Origin of the sequence: Comamonas sp., from assembly GCF_036666375.1 — a bacterium.
Taxonomy (GTDB): domain Bacteria; phylum Pseudomonadota; class Gammaproteobacteria; order Burkholderiales; family Burkholderiaceae_C; genus Comamonas.
On sequence record NZ_JAVWWA010000002.1, the window covers coordinates 18,262 to 36,196 of the forward strand.

Annotated in this window: 21 protein-coding genes; 11 read left to right on the top strand and 10 right to left on the bottom strand. The window is 65.4% G+C overall.

All coding sequences use genetic code 11. The features are described from left to right. Positions 1–9 precede the first annotated feature (9 nt). From RR928_RS00600 to coaD, 3 genes are all read left to right on the top strand, one after another. Positions 10–1,380 (top strand): M16 family metallopeptidase, encoded by a 1,371-nt coding sequence (locus RR928_RS00600; protein ID WP_332536202.1) that lies wholly within the window; start codon positions 10–12, stop codon positions 1,378–1,380. Then, positions 1,377–2,174 (top strand): 16S rRNA (guanine(966)-N(2))-methyltransferase RsmD, encoded by a 798-nt coding sequence (gene rsmD / locus RR928_RS00605; protein WP_332536204.1) that lies wholly within the window; start codon positions 1,377–1,379, stop codon positions 2,172–2,174. Before RR928_RS00600 ends, rsmD begins: the two co-directional genes overlap by 4 nt. A gap of 98 nt (positions 2,175–2,272) precedes the next feature. Beyond that, on the top strand, positions 2,273–2,773 hold the full coding sequence (gene coaD / locus RR928_RS00610) for a pantetheine-phosphate adenylyltransferase (protein ID WP_332536206.1): 501 nt from the start codon (positions 2,273–2,275) through the stop codon (positions 2,771–2,773). A 7-nt stretch (positions 2,774–2,780) separates the two neighbouring features. On the opposite strand, the gene RR928_RS00615 is transcribed toward coaD, so the two are convergent. From RR928_RS00615 to RR928_RS00635, 5 genes are all read right to left on the bottom strand, one after another. Beyond that, positions 2,781–3,878: a zinc-binding metallopeptidase family protein gene (locus RR928_RS00615; RefSeq protein ID WP_332536208.1), complete on the bottom strand. Its 1,098-nt coding sequence runs from the start codon at positions 3,876–3,878 to the stop codon at positions 2,781–2,783. A gap of 86 nt (positions 3,879–3,964) precedes the next feature. Further along, the gene (locus RR928_RS00620) at positions 3,965–4,282 is read right to left on the bottom strand and encodes a BON domain-containing protein (RefSeq protein WP_332536209.1); all 318 of its coding nucleotides are present in this window, start codon (positions 4,280–4,282) and stop codon (positions 3,965–3,967) included. A gap of 85 nt (positions 4,283–4,367) precedes the next feature. After that, positions 4,368–4,763, bottom strand: a complete 396-nt coding sequence (locus tag RR928_RS00625; protein WP_332536210.1) for a hypothetical protein — start codon at positions 4,761–4,763, stop codon at positions 4,368–4,370. Positions 4,764–4,808: 45 nt separating this feature from the next. Further along, the gene (locus tag RR928_RS00630; RefSeq protein ID WP_213300659.1) at positions 4,809–4,973 is read right to left on the bottom strand and encodes a DUF1328 domain-containing protein; all 165 of its coding nucleotides are present in this window, start codon (positions 4,971–4,973) and stop codon (positions 4,809–4,811) included. A 203-nt stretch (positions 4,974–5,176) separates the two neighbouring features. Then, complete coding sequence (locus RR928_RS00635) at positions 5,177–6,535, bottom strand: sensor histidine kinase (RefSeq protein ID WP_332536212.1); 1,359 nt, start codon at positions 6,533–6,535, stop codon at positions 5,177–5,179. A 147-nt stretch (positions 6,536–6,682) separates the two neighbouring features. Between RR928_RS00635 and RR928_RS00640 the strand changes: the two genes are divergently transcribed. Next, positions 6,683–7,315, top strand: a complete 633-nt coding sequence (locus tag RR928_RS00640; protein WP_175502977.1) for a response regulator — start codon at positions 6,683–6,685, stop codon at positions 7,313–7,315. On the opposite strand, the gene RR928_RS00645 is transcribed toward RR928_RS00640, so the two are convergent. The 4 genes from RR928_RS00645 to gpmA all read right to left on the bottom strand — a co-directional run bounded on the left by RR928_RS00645 (position 7,293) and on the right by gpmA (position 10,992). Then, a complete protein-coding gene (locus RR928_RS00645; protein ID WP_332536274.1) occupies positions 7,293–7,703 on the bottom strand; it encodes a response regulator in 411 nt (136 codons plus the stop codon). The two genes, RR928_RS00640 and RR928_RS00645, sit on opposite strands and share 23 nt — an antisense overlap. A 130-nt stretch (positions 7,704–7,833) precedes the next feature. Then, positions 7,834–8,586, bottom strand: a complete 753-nt coding sequence (locus tag RR928_RS00650) for a HesA/MoeB/ThiF family protein (RefSeq protein WP_332536214.1) — start codon at positions 8,584–8,586, stop codon at positions 7,834–7,836. 86 nt (positions 8,587–8,672) lie between these two features. Further along, positions 8,673–10,112 (bottom strand): S41 family peptidase, encoded by a 1,440-nt coding sequence (locus RR928_RS00655; RefSeq protein ID WP_332536216.1) that lies wholly within the window; start codon positions 10,110–10,112, stop codon positions 8,673–8,675. Positions 10,113–10,248: 136 nt separating this feature from the next. Next, positions 10,249–10,992 (bottom strand): 2,3-diphosphoglycerate-dependent phosphoglycerate mutase, encoded by a 744-nt coding sequence (gpmA, locus tag RR928_RS00660; RefSeq protein ID WP_332536218.1) that lies wholly within the window; start codon positions 10,990–10,992, stop codon positions 10,249–10,251. Positions 10,993–11,081: 89 nt separating this feature from the next. Here gpmA and RR928_RS00665 point away from each other — a divergent pair, with 89 nt between their 5' ends. The 4 genes from RR928_RS00665 to RR928_RS00680 all read left to right on the top strand — a co-directional run bounded on the left by RR928_RS00665 (position 11,082) and on the right by RR928_RS00680 (position 13,455). After that, positions 11,082–11,489 (top strand): rhodanese-like domain-containing protein, encoded by a 408-nt coding sequence (locus tag RR928_RS00665; RefSeq protein ID WP_332536220.1) that lies wholly within the window; start codon positions 11,082–11,084, stop codon positions 11,487–11,489. A gap of 47 nt (positions 11,490–11,536) precedes the next feature. Beyond that, complete coding sequence (gene grxC, locus RR928_RS00670) at positions 11,537–11,794, top strand: glutaredoxin 3 (RefSeq protein ID WP_332536222.1); 258 nt, start codon at positions 11,537–11,539, stop codon at positions 11,792–11,794. A 130-nt stretch (positions 11,795–11,924) separates the two neighbouring features. After that, positions 11,925–12,389, top strand: a complete 465-nt coding sequence (secB, locus tag RR928_RS00675; protein WP_332536223.1) for a protein-export chaperone SecB — start codon at positions 11,925–11,927, stop codon at positions 12,387–12,389. A gap of 64 nt (positions 12,390–12,453) precedes the next feature. After that, positions 12,454–13,455 (top strand): NAD(P)H-dependent glycerol-3-phosphate dehydrogenase, encoded by a 1,002-nt coding sequence (locus RR928_RS00680; protein ID WP_332536224.1) that lies wholly within the window; start codon positions 12,454–12,456, stop codon positions 13,453–13,455. Positions 13,456–13,543: 88 nt separating this feature from the next. On the opposite strand, the gene lysA is transcribed toward RR928_RS00680, so the two are convergent. Further along, complete coding sequence (lysA, locus tag RR928_RS00685) at positions 13,544–14,788, bottom strand: diaminopimelate decarboxylase (protein ID WP_332536226.1); 1,245 nt, start codon at positions 14,786–14,788, stop codon at positions 13,544–13,546. A 138-nt stretch (positions 14,789–14,926) separates the two neighbouring features. Between lysA and RR928_RS00690 the strand changes: the two genes are divergently transcribed. From RR928_RS00690 to nadA, 3 genes are all read left to right on the top strand, one after another. Next, a complete protein-coding gene (locus RR928_RS00690; protein WP_332536228.1) occupies positions 14,927–15,847 on the top strand; it encodes a LysR family transcriptional regulator in 921 nt (306 codons plus the stop codon). Between the two features lie 90 nt (positions 15,848–15,937). After that, the gene (gene nadC, locus RR928_RS00695) at positions 15,938–16,795 is read left to right on the top strand and encodes a carboxylating nicotinate-nucleotide diphosphorylase (RefSeq protein WP_332681204.1); all 858 of its coding nucleotides are present in this window, start codon (positions 15,938–15,940) and stop codon (positions 16,793–16,795) included. Next, positions 16,792–17,916: a quinolinate synthase NadA gene (nadA, locus tag RR928_RS00700; RefSeq protein WP_332547733.1), complete on the top strand. Its 1,125-nt coding sequence runs from the start codon at positions 16,792–16,794 to the stop codon at positions 17,914–17,916. Before nadC ends, nadA begins: the two co-directional genes overlap by 4 nt. The last annotated feature ends 19 nt before the right edge of the window (positions 17,917–17,935 follow it).

The window sequence follows — 17,935 nt, forward strand, 5'->3', positions numbered from 1 at the left end:
AGTGAACGCATGAAAGCATTTCCCACACGCACCGCCAGCCTGCTGCTGGCCCTCACCGGCGGCCTGTTCGCCGCCCAGCCGGCCTGGGCGCTGCTGCCTATCCAGCATTGGACCCAGCCCAGCGGTGCCAAGGTCTGGCTGGTCGACAGCCCGGGCATTCCCATGGTCGACGTGCAGGTGGCATTCGACGCCGGCAACCGCCGTGACCCCGCCGATCAGGCCGGCCTGGCCTCGGCCGTGGCGTTGATGGCCTCCAAGGGCGTTCTGGCCAGCGGCGACGCACCGGCCCAGGACGAGAACGCGCTGGGCGAAGCCTGGGCGGACCTGGGCGCGAACTTCGGTGCCGCGGCCGACGACGACGGCTTCAGCTATGTGCTGCGCTCGCTGACCGAGCCCGATCTGCTGGCCAAGGCCACGCGCCTGGCCGCGCGCCAGATCGCCGAGCCCAGCTGGCCGCAGGACATCTGGCAGCGCGACCGCGCGCGCTGGAGCGCCGCGCTCAAGGAAGCCGATACCCGACCCGCGACCGTCGCCGCCAAGGCCTTTTCCGCGGCCGTTTACGGCGGCCACCCCTATGGCCAGCAGACGTCCGAAGCCACGCTGGCGCGCATCGATGTGAGCGCCATGCAGGCGTTTCACCGCAAGCTGATCAATGCCTGCGGCGCGCGTGTGAGCATCGTCGGCGCGCTCGATCGCGCCCAGGCCGATGCGCTGGTCACCCAGTTGCTCGCGCCGCTGCAGGCCCATGACGCCGCCGCCCGGCCTGGTTCGGCCTGCCCGCAGCCGCCCGCGCTGCCCGATGTGCCGGCGCTCAGCGCTGCGCGCACCATCGATATTCCGTTTGCTTCGGCCCAGGCCCATGTGCTGATCGGCCAGCCCGGCATCACGCGGCGCAATCCCGACTTCCTGGCCGTGATGGTCGGCAACCATATCCTGGGCGGCGGTGGCTTCACCTCGCGGCTGATGGAGCAGGTGCGTGAAAAGCGCGGCCTGAGCTACAGCGTCTACAGCGGCTTCGCGCCCGGACTGCATGCAGGCGCGTTCCAGATCGGCCTGCAGACCCGCTCCGACCAGGCGCCCGAGGCCGTCAAGGTCTCGCAGCAGGTGCTGGCCGAGTTCGTCGCCAAGGGCCCGACAGCGGCCGAGCTGCGCGCAGCCAAGGACAACCTGGTCGGCGGCTTCGCGCTGCGCATCGACAGCAACCGCAAGCTGCTGTCGAACGTCGCGAACATCGCCTGGAACGATTTACCGCTCGACTATCTCGAGCATTGGACAAAACGCGTCGAGGCTCTGACCGCCGATGAGGTGCGTGCCGCGATGGCCCGCATGCTCCAGCCCGATCGCATGGTGACTGTGGTGGTGGGAGGAAGCAAACAATGAGCCGTTCACGTATTCATATCGATGTGCAATCCATGGCCGTGGCCGATGCGATCAAGGCACTCGAACACAAGACGCGCGTGCGCACGCGCGATCTGCCCGAAGTCGTCGAGGCGCCCGCGCCGCTCAAGGGCAAGGCCCTGAAGGCCGCCAAGGCCGCGGCCGCGGCCAAGGCCGGCACGACCGGCGGCTCGGGTGAGATCCGCATCATCGGCGGCCAGTGGCGGCGCACGCGGCTGTCCGTGGCCCAGCGCCCCGGCCTGCGGCCCACGCCCGACCGCGTGCGCGAAACGCTGTTCAACTGGCTGGGCCAGGATCTCACGGGCTGGCGCTGCATGGATGCCTTCGCGGGCACGGGCGTGCTCGGTTTCGAGGCCGCATCGCGCGGTGCCAAGGACGTGATCATGGTCGAGCTCGATGCCGGTCTGGTCGCGCAGCTGCGGTCCCTGCAGCAGCGCCTCGGGGCTACGGCGGTCAAGGTGCAGCGCGGCGACGGCCTGAGCATCTTGCAGCAGGTCACGGCGGACAGCCTGGATCTGGTGCTGATCGATCCGCCGTTCACCGACAGCGCGCTGTTTCCGTCGGCGCTGCGCGCCGCGCGCAGTGCGGTCAGCGATGACGGCTGGATCTATCTCGAGGGCCCCACGGAGTGGGACGACGCTGCGCTCGCGCCGCTGGGCCTGGTGCGCCAGCGCTTCCTCAAGGCCGGTGCGGTGCATGCGCATCTGCTGCGCAAGGCGCCCATCGTGGCAGCGGTTGCCGCTGCTGCCGAAGAGGCGCCACCGGCCGCGGACTGAGCTGCCGCGCAGCGTGCCGGCGCTTGGGCATAATGCGCCAAGGCCTGCACCCTCACGGTGCAGCGCCGCCCTCTTGCTACTTTGGAGACTTCCACGCCATGGCCGAAAACGTGCTTGCCGTCTATCCCGGCACTTTCGATCCGATCACCCTGGGCCATGAGGATGTGGTACGCCGCGCGACCCAGCTTTTCGGCCGGGTGATCGTCGCCGTGGCCGCAGGGCACCACAAGAAAACGATGTTCAGCCTCGAGGAGCGCATCGCCATGGTGCGCGAGGCAGTCAGCCCCTATCCCCAGGTTGAAGTCGAGAGTTTTTCCGGCCTGCTGCGTGATTTCGTCGTGCAGCGCGGCGGCAAGGCCATGGTGCGCGGGCTGCGCGCGGTGACCGACTTCGACTACGAATTCCAGCTTGCGGGAATGAACCGCACGCTGATGCCCGAAGTGGAAACCGTGTTTCTCACGCCCAGCGACAAGTTCCAGTTCATCAGCAGCACCTTCGTGCGCGAAATCGCGACGCTGGGCGGTGAAGTCGATAAATTTGTCTCGGCCGATGTCTACGCGCGCCTGCGCCAGAAAGTCGCCGGACCCGCGGGCGGCTGACCGGCCGTCATTCAACGGATGACAGGGGCGCCGCCGGCTGTCGCCGCAGCCGGTGCTGCTGCAGCAGTTCGTGCACCCACAGCAGCTTGCGGCGTGCGCCCGCGGAGAGCGCAAACGGGTAGGCGTCCTGGTGGCCCAGGCTGCGATTGAGGCTGTTGAGCAGCAGGGTCAGCGGCACCCATTGCTTGAGCATGGCGTTGAAGTCGGGCTGGGTCGGACCAAACGGGTCCTGCACCAGCTGGTCATGGGGCTGGGCCGGGTCGGGCACGGTCACATGGGTCTGGTAGGCGGCAGCCGTTTCCAGCAGGTCGACCATGTGCAGATAGTGCGCCCAGGTCTCGGCCCAGTCTTCCCAGGGGTGGGACTGGGCGTAGCTGCTGATGAACTTCTCCTGCCAGCCTATCAGCTTGTCCTGCTTGGCGTAATAGTTCTGCAGGGCCTGGTCGTAGTCCTCGCGTTCGTCGCCGAACAGCGCGCGAAAGCCTTCCAGATGCTCGGTGTCGCGTACCAGCAGGTCCCAGAAGAAATGCCCGCACTCATGGCGCAGATGGCCGATCAGCGTGCGATAGGGTTCGTTCAGTGCCAGGCGCCGGCGCGCGCGTTCCTCGTCATCGGCCTCGGCGACGTTGAGCGTGATGGTGCCGCTCGCATGCCCGGTCATCACGGGCGGCTGGCCCGGAACTTCCTCGAGCAGATCGTATTGCGGTGCACGCTCGCCGCGCACCGGCTGCAGTCCCAGGCGCGCGAGACAGTAATAGAGATGGCGCTTGGCGGCTTCTATCTGTTTCCAGCGCCGCAGGTTGGACGGGTCCGACAGATCGGGCAGCCAGCGTGTCTGGCGGCACGACACGCACTGCGCATGGGCATCGCCGCCGGACACCGTGAAGTTGCAGCTGTCGTACAGCGTGCGGTTGCGGCAGAAGCGATAGATCTCGGCTTTGCTGCCTGCAGGCAAGGCGCGCTGCCACCAGCCGCCGTCCAGCGGCTTCATCGCCACCATTTCAAGCGATTGCGGCAGGAAAGCAAGCGCCGCACCGCAGTGCAGGCACTGAACGCTGTCGAAAAAAACCAGATGACCGCATTGGTCGCAATTGAATACCTGCATGGGCCTACTCTAACGACAAAAAGGGCCGGAATCGCTTCCGGCCCTTTTTGTAGGGCGATGTGGGACCTGTTGCCAGGCCCCGCAGCTCAGGGGCGAACCACGATGCTGTTGCGCACTTCACGCACGTGATTGGTCGAGCGTGCGATTTGTTCCGCACGGCTCTTTTCGGTCTGCGACTTGGCAAAGCCGGACAGCTGCACCGTGCCGTTGAGCGTTTCAACGCTGATCGAGCTGGCCGCCACCGACTTGTCTTCGGCCATCTTGGCCTTGACTGCGGTGGTGATGCCGGCGTCATCCACGTAGGAGCCAACGGACTGCTGGTCACGGAAAACGGAACAGCCAGTCGCGGCCACAAGAGTGGCACCGGTAACGACAGCGAAAGCAATGGCGCGGGTGAATTTCATGGTGTCTTCCTTAGAGGTGGATAAATACGTTTTTAGAATGGGACAGGCGTCATGGCCTTGGAGAACAAAGGAAGGTCGCGCCGGCTCAATGCCGTGAACGCGAGCCCCACAGCAGGGCGGTGGCGACGGCGGCGCCGGCGGCAGCTGCGAGCATCAACGATTTTGCGGGCTGATCGACCACATAACGGTTGGTGGCTTCGGCTGCGCACTGGAGCTGGCGGCGCGCACGCTCGGAGCTGTCGGCACAGAAATGGATGCTGCGGTTGGCGAGGTCCTGGGCACGTGCCGCGAGGTCGTCGATCACCGGATTGATTTGCTTTTGAGCGGCTTCAAGGCCTTCCTGGGCCTTGTCGACGGCGTCGGAGGCGACCTTGCGCGTGGCGTTGACGCCTTCCTTGGCGGCTTCGGCGGCGTGGTTCACCAGATCCTTGGTGGCATCAGCGGCTTTTTGGGTGTTGTCTGCAGGGGTATTCGAGCTCATGGATTCCTCCTAATAAATTTCGGTCGCGGCGGCGTGGGGTCAGGCTCAGCGTTTTTTCAACAGGCTCAGCACAAACGTGACGACGGCCATGATCACGAAGATGTAGAACAGGATCTTGGCAATGCCCACTGCGCCTGCGGCGATACCGCCAAAGCCGAAGATGGCTGCAATCAGGGCGATGACCAGAAAAACGACGGCGTAATGCAACATGCAATTCTCCTTAGAAGCCCGCACCGGCAAGCTTGAAAGATTGCTTGCTGCAGGCGTTGCTGTAACAACTACTGTAGGAGTCGGACCGGTGCCGCGCTGCCAGTGTCCAACGGGCGACCTCGTCAGGCTTATGGTGGTTGCCTGAGTGGTCCTGCTCCTACAGCGCCGCGCCGCGCTGCCAGGCCCCAGCCTGGCGCAGGAGTTCAGGCGATGCCGGGTGTCGCCGAAGTGAGCGGGATCACCGCTGAAATGGTCGTGCCCTTGCCCACCTCGGAGGACACGGTCAGACGCCCGCCAGCGGCTTCGACCCGGTGGCGCATGCCGGCCAGACCGTGCGAGTTGAGGCGCACCGTGGCGGTGTCGAAGCCTTCGCCGTCGTCCTGGATCTGCACCGCGACGTAGGTGGGGTAGTTGTGCACCGTGACCACCGCATGGCTGGCCTTGGCGTACTTGCCGATGTTGGTCAGCGATTCCTGAACGATGCGGTAGACCGTGAGCTGGGTGGTTTCCGACAGCACCACCGGTTCGAGGTTGGCCTCGACTTCGATGTTGCTGCGGTTGGCGAATTCACGCGTGAGGATTTCCAGCGAGGTGATCAGCCCCAGGTTGGCAAGCGATGAAGGGCGCAGGTCTTCGATGATGCGGCGCTTGAGCGCAATGCCGCTGTTGAGGGCTTCGATCAGATGCTGGACGCGCTCGGAAATTTCCGGCGAACTCATGTCTATGCGCGACTTCAGGCGCGCGACATCGAGCTTGGCCGCGGTCAGCAACGCGCCCAGCTCGTCGTGGAGTTCGCGCGCCAGATGGCCGCGCTCGTCTTCGCGCACCTGTTGCAGGTGGTTGGCGAGCTCGGTCAGCGTGGACGTGCGTTCGCGCACCAGCTCCTCGAGGCGCAGGCGTTCGTCATGCTGCAGCGCCTGCTCGCGTTCGTTCGATGCCTGCAGGCTGTGGGCCTGGCGCAGGTACATGTAGAACGCCAGCAGCCCGATGACGGTCACGGTAGCAATGCCTATGCGCGACAGCAGCAGCGATTGTTCGATGTCCGCCTGGCTGATGCGACTGCGCTCGGTGGTGCTTTCCATCAAGGTCCGGCTGTAGGCGCGGATGGCATCCATGTTCTCCTTGCCCAGGTCGGTGAACAGCACGAAGCGCCAGGCCTCCTCGTTGCCCTGACGGTACAGGCGCAGGCTCAGCTCCATTTCCGACAGCTTGCGTGCGACCTGGCGCGACAGCGGCGCGAAGGAGTCGAGGTCGGGGCGCGACGTCATGAAGATGTTGCGCAGGTTGTCGAGGTTGCCGTTCACCGACGCCACGGCTTTTTCGTAGGGTTCGAGGTAGCGCTCGTCGTTGGTGAGCAGGTAGCCGCGCATGCCGGTCTCGGCATCGAGCATGTTCTGCAGCAACATGCTCAGCGATGTGCGAGCGTTGTGAATGTGTGACAGGTTGTCCAGCGCGTCGCGTGAGCGCTTGTATCCTGCCTCATTGATTCCGACGAGCAAAACTGCCGCCAAAATGGCGAGCGGCAAGCTGATTGCGAGCCTGCGTAATTGTGACCAACGCATGTTGTTCCTCCTGCTGAGGAGTTTCAGCGAGATATTCTGCATAATCAAGACACGTCGACACACCGGATTTTCAACAGGTGTGTCGTAACTAAGTGTTCACTTGTGGTAACTGAAGGGCAGTCGCCCGTCTTAGGGAGAAAGACTTCAATGATCAAGATAGGCATTGTGGATGACCACGCTATCGTTCGTTCCGGCCTGCGCCAATTTTTGTCGGAACATGTAGATTTACGGGTGGTGGGCGAGGCCGCCAACGGCCGCGAAGCCATCGATCTGGTGCGCGAGCAGGAAATTGATGTGTTGCTCATGGACCTCTCCATGCCCGGCCAAAGCGGGCTGGATGCACTGGCCATGCTGCGCGCCAAGGCGCCTGAAATGGGGATCCTGATTCTCAGCGGCTATCCCGAAGAGCATTACGCGATCAACCTGATTCGTCAGGGTGCGAGCGGCTATCTCAACAAGGAATGTGATCCGCAGGAGATTGCCGAAGCGATTCGCACGATCGCTCTGGGGCGGCGTTATCTGACGCCGGCCGTGGCCGATCTGCTGGCCCAGCAGCTCAACCGCAAGGACGATGCGCCTGCGCACGAGCAGCTGTCGGAGCGCGAGTTCCAGGTGTTTCTGAAGCTGGCACGCGGCGAGACCGCAGGCGACATCGCCAAGTCGCTGTCGCTGAGCGTCAAGACCGTGAGCACCTACCGCACGCGGCTGATGGAGAAGATGGCGCTGTCGTCGAACAGCGATCTGACCTACTACGCGCTCAAGAACCGGCTGATTGATTGAGTTTGTTGGCTTTGTGTTGGGCGCTGAGCTCGACACAATAGTCGACCAGCGCGTCGATCTCGTTGGATTTGTCGAACACTGCGTCGACGCCCAGTTGTGCACAGCGCGTGCGCACGTCGGGCGTCGCGTAGTTGCTGAGCACCACGATCTTCTGGTGCGCAAGGCGTTTGCTGCAGGCGGCCAGCACGCCCAGACCGCTTCCCTGGCGCAGGAACAGGTCAAGAATCGCCACATCCCACTGCCCAGTGTGGCGCGTAAGCCAGTCAGTGCCTTCGAATTCTGTTTCGGCGATGCCTACGGACTCGATCTCGGCCAGCTCTTCGAGCGTGGCAATCAGATTCTCTCGGATGGTGGCATTGTCTTCAACAATATACGTACGCAATTTCACGGTGGTGTCCAGGTAATAGGCGGCTGCCGCAGCTTCGGGACTCTGCGACAGGCGTGGCAGCCCACGTTTCGCTTGGACGTCCATCGGGACATTTTGCCAGCGACTGCGTGCTGCAAAAGTAGGCCGATTCCTACGAATGGTTACCACAAACCGGGCAATGGGTCATCTTGGTGACATGCATGCTCGACCAATCCATGCGCCGGATGTCGAACATGATCAACCGGCCCGTGGCCGGCTGGCCGCAGCCTGCGATCAGCTGCAGCGCCTGCGCGGCCTGCAGGCTGCCCATGGTGCCGACCAGCGGCGCGAACACGCCCATGGTCGAACACTGCTCTTCCTCGAAATGGGCTTCGGGTGGGAACACGCAGGCGTAGCAGGGCGCCTGCTCGTCGCGCGGGTCCACGACCATCAGCTGCGCATCGAAGCGCAGCGCCGCCGCGGCCACCAGAGGAATGCGGTGGCGCACGCAGGCGGCGTTGACGAGATGGCGCGTGCGGTAGTTGTCGCAGCAGTCGAGCACCACGGTCGCAGTCGGCAGCAGGCGGTCGAGCAGCTCGGCATCCGCGCGCTGCTGCAGCGCCGTGATGCGCACTTCGGGGTTGATGGCGTGCACCGCAGCGCGTATCGACTCGACCTTGGGGCTGCCCACGCGCTCGGTAGTGTGCGCAATCTGGCGCTGCAGGTTGGTCAGATCCACGGTGTCGTCGTCGATCACGGTGATCCGGCCCACGCCCGCGGCGCCGAGGAACAGGGCCGCGGGCGAGCCCAGGCCGCCGGCGCCAATGATCACGGCATGGGCCGCAAGAATGCGCTCCTGGCCTTCGATGCCGATCTCGTCAAGCAGGATGTGCCGCGAATAGCGCAGCAGCTGGTCATCAGTCATGGCGATGGAATGTGGATAGTCCATGAAAAAGGCCGGGCTGTGGGCCCGGCCGTTGCGCTCAGTCTGCCCGGGGGACAGCGGGCGGCTTACTCTTCTTTCTTTTCGATCTCGCGCTCGGTCAGCGTCTTGCTGACGACCACGGTCTGGCCCTTGAGCTGGCGCAAGGCCTGCTGCAGGCGGAAGTCATCGGCCGTGCCGTATTCGGGCAGCTTGCGGTCGGCCGCGGGCTTCTTGGTTTCGGCTTCGAGGCGCTTGCGGGCTTCCTCGCGCGCCTTTTCGCGCGCGGCTTCGGCGGCTTTTTCGTCGCCCTGGCCGCTGCCCAGATGCTTGTCGAGGTCGGCTTCGCGCATGCGCAAGGCGGCAAACATGTCGCCTTCGGCGGTTTCGTCGACCATCACATCGGGCACGATGCCCTTGGCCTGTATCGATTTGCCGCTGGGCGTGTAGTAGCGCGCCGTGGTCAGCTTGATGCCGGTGTCCGGACCCAGCGGACGCACGGTCTGCACCGAGCCCTTGCCGAAGGTCTGACTGCCGAGCACGGTGGCGCGCTTGTGGTCCTGCAGCGCGCCGGCAACGATTTCGCTGGCGGAAGCCGAGCCTTCGTTGACCAGCACCACCACGGGCACTTTTTTCAGAGCCGCGGGCAGGCGTTGCAGCGGATCACCCTGGCCGCGGCGCAGGTAGAACTCGGGCGCGGCCTTGTAGATCGCCTTGCTTTCCTCGAGCTGGCCGTTGGTCGAGACCACGGTCGCGCCGTCGGGCAGGAAAGCCGCCGAGATCGCGACGGCGGCATCGAGCAAGCCGCCCGGATCATTGCGCAGGTCGAGCACCAGGCCCTTGAGTCCGGGATCCTTGGCGTAGATTTCCTCGACCTTGCGCACGAAGTCGTCGACGGTGCGTTCCTGGAACTGGCTCAGGCGAATCCAGGCGTAGCCTGGCTCGATGACCTTGCCCTTGACGGACTGGGTCTTGATTTCCTCGCGCGTGATCGTGACCGGGAAGCTGCGGCTTTCGTCCTTGCGCAGGATGGTCAGCAGCACCTTGGTATTGGGTTCGCCGCGCATGCGCTTGACCGCATCGTTGAGCGACAGGCCCTTGACGGCGGTGTCGTCGATCTTGGTGATCAAGTCGTTGGTCTTGAGGCCGGCGCGGAATGCGGGCGAGCCTTCGATGGGTGAAACCACCTTGATCAGGCCGTCTTCCTGCGTGATCTCTATGCCAACGCCGACGAAACGCCCGGAAGTGCCTTCCTTGAATTCCTTGAAGGATTTCTTGTCGAAATACTGGGAGTGCGGATCAAGGCTGGCCACCATGCCGGAGATGGCATCGGTGATCAGCTTCTTGTCATCCACAGGCTCGACGTAGTCGGTCTTGATCAGACCGAACACCGCCGACAACTGCTGGATTTCTTCCAGTGGCAGGGGAGACATGGCGCCACGGGCCATGGTCTGCAGGGACACCGTGGTCAATGCACCGGCAAGAACGCCCGCGGAGACCCATCCAGCAATTTTGAGTTTTTGGCCCATAAAACACCTTTACCGCTTCAATATACACCTGACAGGTGTCTGCCCCACGCGGTTGACCGGGGCAGCCTTGAGACACCGGCGCGCGACGCACCGGTGCTCTATTGTGCCGTCTTGTGGAAGGCCGTGCCGGCTAAGCTCAGGCTTTTCCTTGCGCCGCCACGGCCGCAGCCGCCTTGGCAGCGGCTTCGGCGTCGCCCAGATAGTATTTGCGCAGCGGCTTGAGGTTGTCGTCGAGCTCGTACACCAGCGGAATACCGTTGGGCACGTTGACGCCGACGATTTCGTCGTCGGAGATGTTGTCCAGATATTTGATCAGGGCGCGGATCGAGTTGCCATGTGCGGCGACCACGACGCGCTTGCCGGCCAGGATGGCGGGCGCCATCGCTTCGTTCCAGAATGGAATGACGCGGGCCACGGTGTCCTTGAGGCATTCGGTCAGCGGAATCTGCTCGGGCTGCAGCTTGGCGTAGCGCACATCGCCGCGCTCGCTGCGTTCGTCCGTGGGCTCGAGCGCCGGCGGCGGAATGTCGTAGCTGCGGCGCCATTGCAGCACCTGCGCGTCGCCGTATTGCTTGGCCATGTCGGCCTTGTTGAGGCCTTGCAGGCCGCCATAATGGCGTTCGTTGAGGCGCCAGCTGTGGACCACGGGCAGCCAGGTGCGGTCCATTTCATCCAGCGTGTGCCAGAGAGTGCGCGTGGCGCGCTTGAGCACGCTGGTATAGGCCACGTCGAAGTCATAGCCTTCGGCCTTGAGGAGACGGCCGGCGTTCTTCGCCTGTTCCACGCCGGTGGGGGTCAAATCCACATCGGTCCAGCCGGTGAAGCGGTTTTCGAGGTTCCAGGTGGATTCACCGTGGCGTATCAGAACGAGCTTGAACATGGGGTCCCTTAAGACGACAAAGCAGGAGATGACCGGAGGTCAAAGACTGCCATTCTAAAATTGACCGGTTTGCCAACCCAAGGAATGACGTGAATTTCATCATCGATAACTGGTATTTAATTTTGCTGGCGCTGGTTTCCGGCGCCATGCTGCTCGCTCCCATGCTCAAGGGCGGCACGGGCGGAACGCTTTCGGCCGCGAATGCGGTGCAACTGATCAACCGCGAGAAGGCTGTGGTGATCGATGTCTGCGAGCCCGAGGAATATGCCGCGGGCCATGTCAACGGTTCGCGCAACGTGCCCCTGGGCGAGCTGCAGGAGCGCCTGCCCAGCATCGTGAAGAACAAGGCCTTGCCGGTGATCCTGGTCTGCGCCAAGGGACCGCGCGCTCAGCGCGCCGAAGGCATTGCCCGCAAGCTCGGCTATCCCCGCGCCCAGGCGCTGGCCGGCGGCATGAAATCCTGGCGCGAAGCCAACCTGCCGATTGAAAAAGGCTGAACCGACCCCATCTGTGGGTCTTGTCCCCCTTAGAAGAAAGAACTCCGATGCAAGCTGTGAAGATGTACACCACCGCTGTCTGCCCTTACTGCATTCGTGCAAAGCAGATTCTGAAGTCCAAGGGCGTGGAGCAGATCGACGAGATCCGCATCGACATGGATCCGGCCGCGCGTGACGTCATGATGAAGACCACGGGCCGGCGCACGGTGCCGCAGATCTTCATCGGCGAGACCCATGTGGGTGGCTGCGACGACCTGATCGCGCTCGACGCGCAGGGTGGCCTGCAGCCCCTGCTCGCGGCCTGATCGCCGGCGCAGATTGGCCGCGGCACTGTCCGCGGCTGCATAATGCTTTTCCCAAGTGCCTGCTGCGGGAGCGTCTCCCGGGCGGGCTTTGTTTTGATTCCGGTTCGTTTAAGTGAGAAAGACCGACGCCATGGCCGACCAAGAAAATCCCGTATTCCAGATTCAGCGCGTTTACCTCAAGGATTTGTCGCTTGAGCAGCCCAACTCGCCCGCAATCCTGCTGGAACAAGAGCAGCCCAGCGTCGACATCCAGCTGGGTGTCGAAGCCACCCCCGTGGCCGAAGGCGTGTACGAAGTCGCCGTGACCGCGACCGTGCAGACCAAGATCCAGGACAAGACCGTGTTCCTGGTCGAAGCCAAGCAAGCCGGCATCTTCGAGATCCGCAACATTCCCGAAGACCAGATGGGCGCCGTCATCGGCATCGCCTGCCCGCAGATCATCTATCCCTACCTGCGCGGCAACGTCGCCGACGTCGTGACGCGCGCCGGTTTCCCGCCCGTGCACCTCGCCGAAATCAACTTCCAGGCGATGTACGAGCAGCAGCAGGCCCAGGCCGCTGCCCAGGGCGCTGACGCCAACCCCGCACTGCAATAAGTCGCCACCGAGGGCGCGCGGCCGCGCCGCGCCGCCCTCGCGCCGGTCCATGCGGATTCAAGCCATGAATATTCTCGTCATCGGCGCCGGAGCCTGGGGCACGGCGCTGGCCATGAGCGCGGCCGCGCATCCCGCGGGCCATGCGGTCCGGCTCTGGGCACGCGACGCGGCCCAGGCCCAGGCGATGCGCGCGGCGCGCGAAAACACGCGCTATCTCGCGGGCATCGCCTTCCCCCCCGGTCTCACGGTCATCGATGGCGACATCACGGCCGCCGCAGCCCAGGCAGAATTGATCATTGTCGCCACGCCGATGGCGGCGCTGCGCGAATGGCTGCAGCGCCTGGCGCAAAGCCGCGCGCCCGTCGCCTGGCTCAGCAAGGGCTTCGAGGCCGCGTCCCAATCCGGCGCCGCCGGCCTGATGGCGCACGAAGTCTGCGCGGCCGTCGCGCCCCAACTGCGCGCCGGTGTTTTCAGCGGTCCGAGCTTTGCGCTCGAAGTCGCGCGCCAGCAGCCCACGGCGCTGGTCGCGGCCAGCAGCCATGCGCAGGTCAGCGAAGCGCTGGTTGCGGCTTTCCACAGCAGCCATGTGCGCGTCTATGCGAGCACCGACATCGTCGGTGTCGAAGTCGGCGGCGCGGTGAAGAACGTGCTGGCCATCGCCACCGGCCTGTGCGACGGCCTGCAGCTGGGCCTCAACGCGCGCGCGGCCCTCATCACGCGCGGCCTGGCGGAAATGACACGTCTGGGTCTGGCGCTGGGCGCGACCGAAAAGACCTTCATGGGCCTGTCGGGCCTGGGCGACCTGGTGCTCACGGCCACCGGCGACCTGTCGCGCAACCGCAAGGTCGGCCTGCTGCTGGCCGAAGGCAAGACGCTGGACGAGGCCGTGCAATCGCTGGGCCATGTGGCCGAAGGCGTGTACAGCGCGCGCACCGTGCTGCAGCGCGCGCAGCTCGTGGGCGTGGACATGCCGATCACGGAAACCGTGGTGGCCTTGCTCGACGGCCGGCTGCATGTGAGCGAAGCCGTCAAGTCATTGATGGCCAGGGATCCCAGGGAAGAGTAGCCTGAGGGCCTGCTCGAGAGCAGGCCGCATCGAACCTCTCCATGCGGGTCCTCCTGAGCCGGTCTAAGGGCGTTTCAGCGCGTGCCGCTCAAAGCCCCAATTCCAGCGCCAGCAACTGCTCCACCGTCTGCCGGCGGCGAATGAGCTGCACGCGTTCGCCGTCGACCAGCACTTCGGCGGCCAGGGGACGCGTGTTGTAGTTGCTTGACATCGACGCGCCATAGGCGCCGGTGTCGTGGATCACCAGCAGGTCACCCACGGTCGCGCCGGCAAGCGAACGCGGCAGCACCACGCCGCCGTCGCCCTGGGTGAACACGTCGCCCGACTCGCACAGCGGGCCGGCCACCACGCTGTCGCGCGCCGGCAGGCTCACGCCGTCGCGGCGCTCGATGTGCATGGCATGGAAGCTGCCGTACATCGACGGGCGCATCAGTTCATTGAAACCCGTGTCGACCAGCACGAAGTGGTTGTTGCCCGCGTTCTTGGTGGCGCGCACCGTGCCCAGCAGCACGCCCGATTCGGCGACCAGGAAGCGGCCGGGCTCGATTTCCAGGCCCAGCGCATGCCCGACGATGGCTTCGGCCTGCTTGCGCGCCGCGTCCCACAGGCCGTGGTAGTGGGCGGTGTCTATCACCGGCTCGCCTGCGCGGTAGGGAATCGACAGGCCGCCGCCGGCCGAGATCGCTTCGAGGTCATGGCCCGCGTCCTTGGTGGTCTGCACCAGCTGGACCATGGCGCCGCAGACTTCCGACAGATGGCCGTAGTCCACGCCCGAGCCGATGTGCATGTGCAGCCCGGCCAGGTGCAGGCCGCCGCTGCGGATCGCGGCCAGCGCTTCGTGCAGGTCGGTGTGCCAGATGCCGTGCTTGCTGTGCTCGCCGCCGGTATTGGTCTTGTTGCTGTGGCCGTGGCCGAAACCGGGGTTGATGCGCAGCCAGACCGCATGGCCGGGCGAGGCCGCGGCCAGCTGGTGCAGCATGTCGATAGAGCCGGCGTTCACGGGCACCTGGTGCGCGACCACGGTGGCCAGCGTGGCTTCGTCCATCACGTCGGCCGTGAAGACGATTTCGGCGTGGGCGCCGCCGGGCTGGAAGCCCGCGGCCAGCGCGCGCTCGATCTCGCCGCGCGAGACCGCGTCGACCTTCACGCCCTGTTCGCGCATCAGCTTGAGGATGTGGATGTTGGAGCAGGCCTTCTGCGCGAAGCGGATGGTGTCGAAGCGCGACAGCTCGGCAATGCGCGCGCGTATGGTCGCGGCGTCATAGACCCACAGCGGCGTGCCGAATTGGTCGGCCAGCGACCACAGTTGGGCGGAAGTGAAAGGGCAGGTCATTGCAGTGCGGCCAGAGGCAAAAAGAGGGAGGGGCGCAGGGCAGCTTGCCCGCGAAATGGCCGCCATCATGCGCGCGTCTGTGCATGCCGTCCAATGCTTTGTTTTTCCCATGTCATTCATTTTCGATATGCTTTGGCGATGACTTCCCGCATCACCCACCGCCATATCGAAGTCTTTCGCGCCGTCATGACCACGGGCAGCGCCACGGGCGCGGCCGCGTTGCTCGCGAGTTCCCAGCCCACGGTGAGCCGCGAGCTCGCGCGCCTGGAGCAGTTGCTGGGCTATGCGCTGTTCGGGCGCAGCCAGGGGCGGCTGCGGCCCAACGCGCGCGCGCTGGCGCTGTGGGACGAAGTCCAGCGCTCGTGGCAGGGGCTGGAACGCGTGGTCGACAAGGCGCTGGCGCTGGGCCGGGCCGAGGACGCGCAGATCAGCGTGCTGTGCCTGCCGGCGCTGAGCCATGCGCTGCTGCCCGGCGCCGCTGCCCGGCTGCTGGCGCACTATCCGCAGGCCAGGCTCGCGGTCACGCCGCAGGAGTCGCCGTTGCTCGAGGAATGGATGGCGGCGCAGCGCTTCGACCTGGGCCTGAGCGAGCATGAAACCGCGCCCGCGGGCACCCAGGCCTTGCCGCTGCTGGCGCTCGACGAAGTCTGCGTGCTGCCCGCGGGCCATGCGCTGGCGGCGCGCGCCGTGCTGCACGCCCAGGATTTCGCCGGCCAGCCGTTCGTGAGCCTCTCGGCCGACGATCCCTACCGGCGCCAGATCGACGCGGTGTTCGCGCAGGCGGGGGTGGCGCGCGATCTGCGCGTGCAGACGCACAATGCGGTGGCGGTCTGCGCCATGGTCGAGCAGGGGCTGGGCCTGGCCATCGTCAATCCGCTCACGGCCCTGGCCTGCGCCAGCGAGCGGCTGCTGTGGCGCCCGCTGGCGTTCTCGATTCCGTTTCGCGTGCAGGCATTGCTGCCGCTGCACCGGCCCGCGCTGCCCGAAGTGCAGCCGCTGCTGCAGGCCTTGCAGGACGAGGCGGCGGCGCTGGCGCGGCGGCTTTCAGCCACCGGTTGACGGCGGGCAACGTTGCGGCCTGCCCACGGGCTTGGAATTGGTCACAAATTCCTGTTCGCGGCGCACGCTATGCGTCTAGACTTCGGGCCCATGAATGACTGGACCGACAAAGAGGCCATCCGCGCACTGGCCCGCCACGATGTGGCGCTGGCGCTGCAAGAAGATGTGGGCGCAGGCGACCTGACGGCTGCACTGATAGATCCGGCACGCCGCGCGCGGGCGCGCGTGATCGTGCGTGAAAGCGCCGTTCTGTGCGGCGGACCCTGGGTCGAGGAAGCGCTGCGTGCGCTCGATCCGGGTGTGATGATCACCTGGCATGCGCACGAAGGCCAGCGTCTGGCGGCCAACGCGCTGGTGTTCGAAGCCGAAGGCCAGGCGCGCGCGCTGCTGTCGGCCGAGCGCACGGCGCTGAACTTCCTGCAGCTGCTGTCGGGCGTGGCGACCAAGACCGCCGAGTATGTGGCCGCAGTGGACGGCACGCGCGCGAAGATTGTCGACACGCGCAAGACGCTGCCTGGCCTGCGCCTGGCGCAGAAGTACGCGGTGCACAGCGGCGGCGGCAGCAACCACCGCATAGGCCTGCATGACGCCGTGCTGATCAAGGAAAATCACATTGCGGCCGCCGGCGGCATCGCCGCCGTGCTGGGCGCGGCCCAGGCCGTGGCCAGCACGGCCGCATTCATCGAGATCGAGGTGGAGAACCTCGACGAGCTGCACGAGGCGCTCGATGCGGGTGCGAAGATGGTGCTGCTCGACAATATGCCGCTCGACATGCTGCGCACGGCCGTGGAGATCAACGCCGGGCGCGCGGTGCTGGAGATTTCGGGCGGGGTGACGCTTGAAGGCCTGCGCACGCTGGCCGAGACCGGCGTAGACCGCATTTCTATCGGCGGCCTGACCAAGGATGTGCGCGCCACCGACTTCTCTATGCGCATGGAGGAAATATGATTGCCATCGCCGATGCACGCATGGACGTGGAGTACGAGCAGCCGCTGAGCGACGCGGGCGTCTGCGCCACGCGCCATGCCTGGGCGCGCGTGCCGGCAGAGCCCGGCCCGGTCGAGCGCGCGGCGCTCAAGGACCGCATCCGTGCGCTGCTCAAGGAGAAGAACGCGGTCATGGTGTCGCATTTCTACGTGCACCCCGACCTGCAGGATCTGGCCGAGGAAACCGGCGGCCTGGTCAGCGACTCGCTGGAAATGGCGCGCTTCGGCCGCGACCATGCGGCGCAGACGCTGGTGGTGTCGGGCGTGAAGTTCATGGGCGAGACGTCCAAGATCCTGTCGCCGCACAAGACCGTGCTGATGCCCGATCTCGATGCCACCTGCTCGCTGGACCTGGGCTGCCCCGTCGACGACTTCAGCGCCTTCTGCGACCAGCATCCCGACCGCACGGTCGTGGTCTATGCGAACACCAGCGCCGCGGTGAAGGCGCGCGCCGACTGGGTCGTGACCTCGAGCTGCGCGCTCGATATCGTGCGCGCTCTCCAGGCCGACGGCCAGAAGATCCTCTGGGCGCCCGACCGCCATCTGGGTGGCTATATCCAGCGCGAGACCGGCGCCGACATGGTGATGTGGAACGGCGCCTGCATCGTGCATGACGAATTCAAGGCCTTCGAGCTCGAAGCGCTCAAGCGCGAGCATCCGGGCGCCAAGGTGCTGGTGCATCCCGAAAGCCCGGCCGATGTGGTGGCGCTGGCCGATGCCGTGGGCTCGACTTCGGGCATCCTGAACGCCGCGCGCGACATGGACGCCAGCGAGTTCATCGTTGCCACCGACAACGGCATGCTGCACAAGCTGCGCACGCTGTTTCCGCACAAGCGCTTCATCGAGGCGCCGACGGCGGGCAACAGCGCCACCTGCAAGAGCTGCGCCCACTGCCCGTGGATGGCAATGAACGGCCTGGCCGGGGTTGCCGATGTGCTCGAGACCGGCCGCAACGCGATCCATGTCGATCCGGCGTTGATTCCGCGCGCGCGCCAGCCCATAGACCGCATGCTGGCATTCACCGCGGCGCTCAGGAGCGGTGCGCCCATTGCGGGCTTGGTGCCGCATCTCGGCGCCGCCTGAGTCCTGGCGGGATAATGCC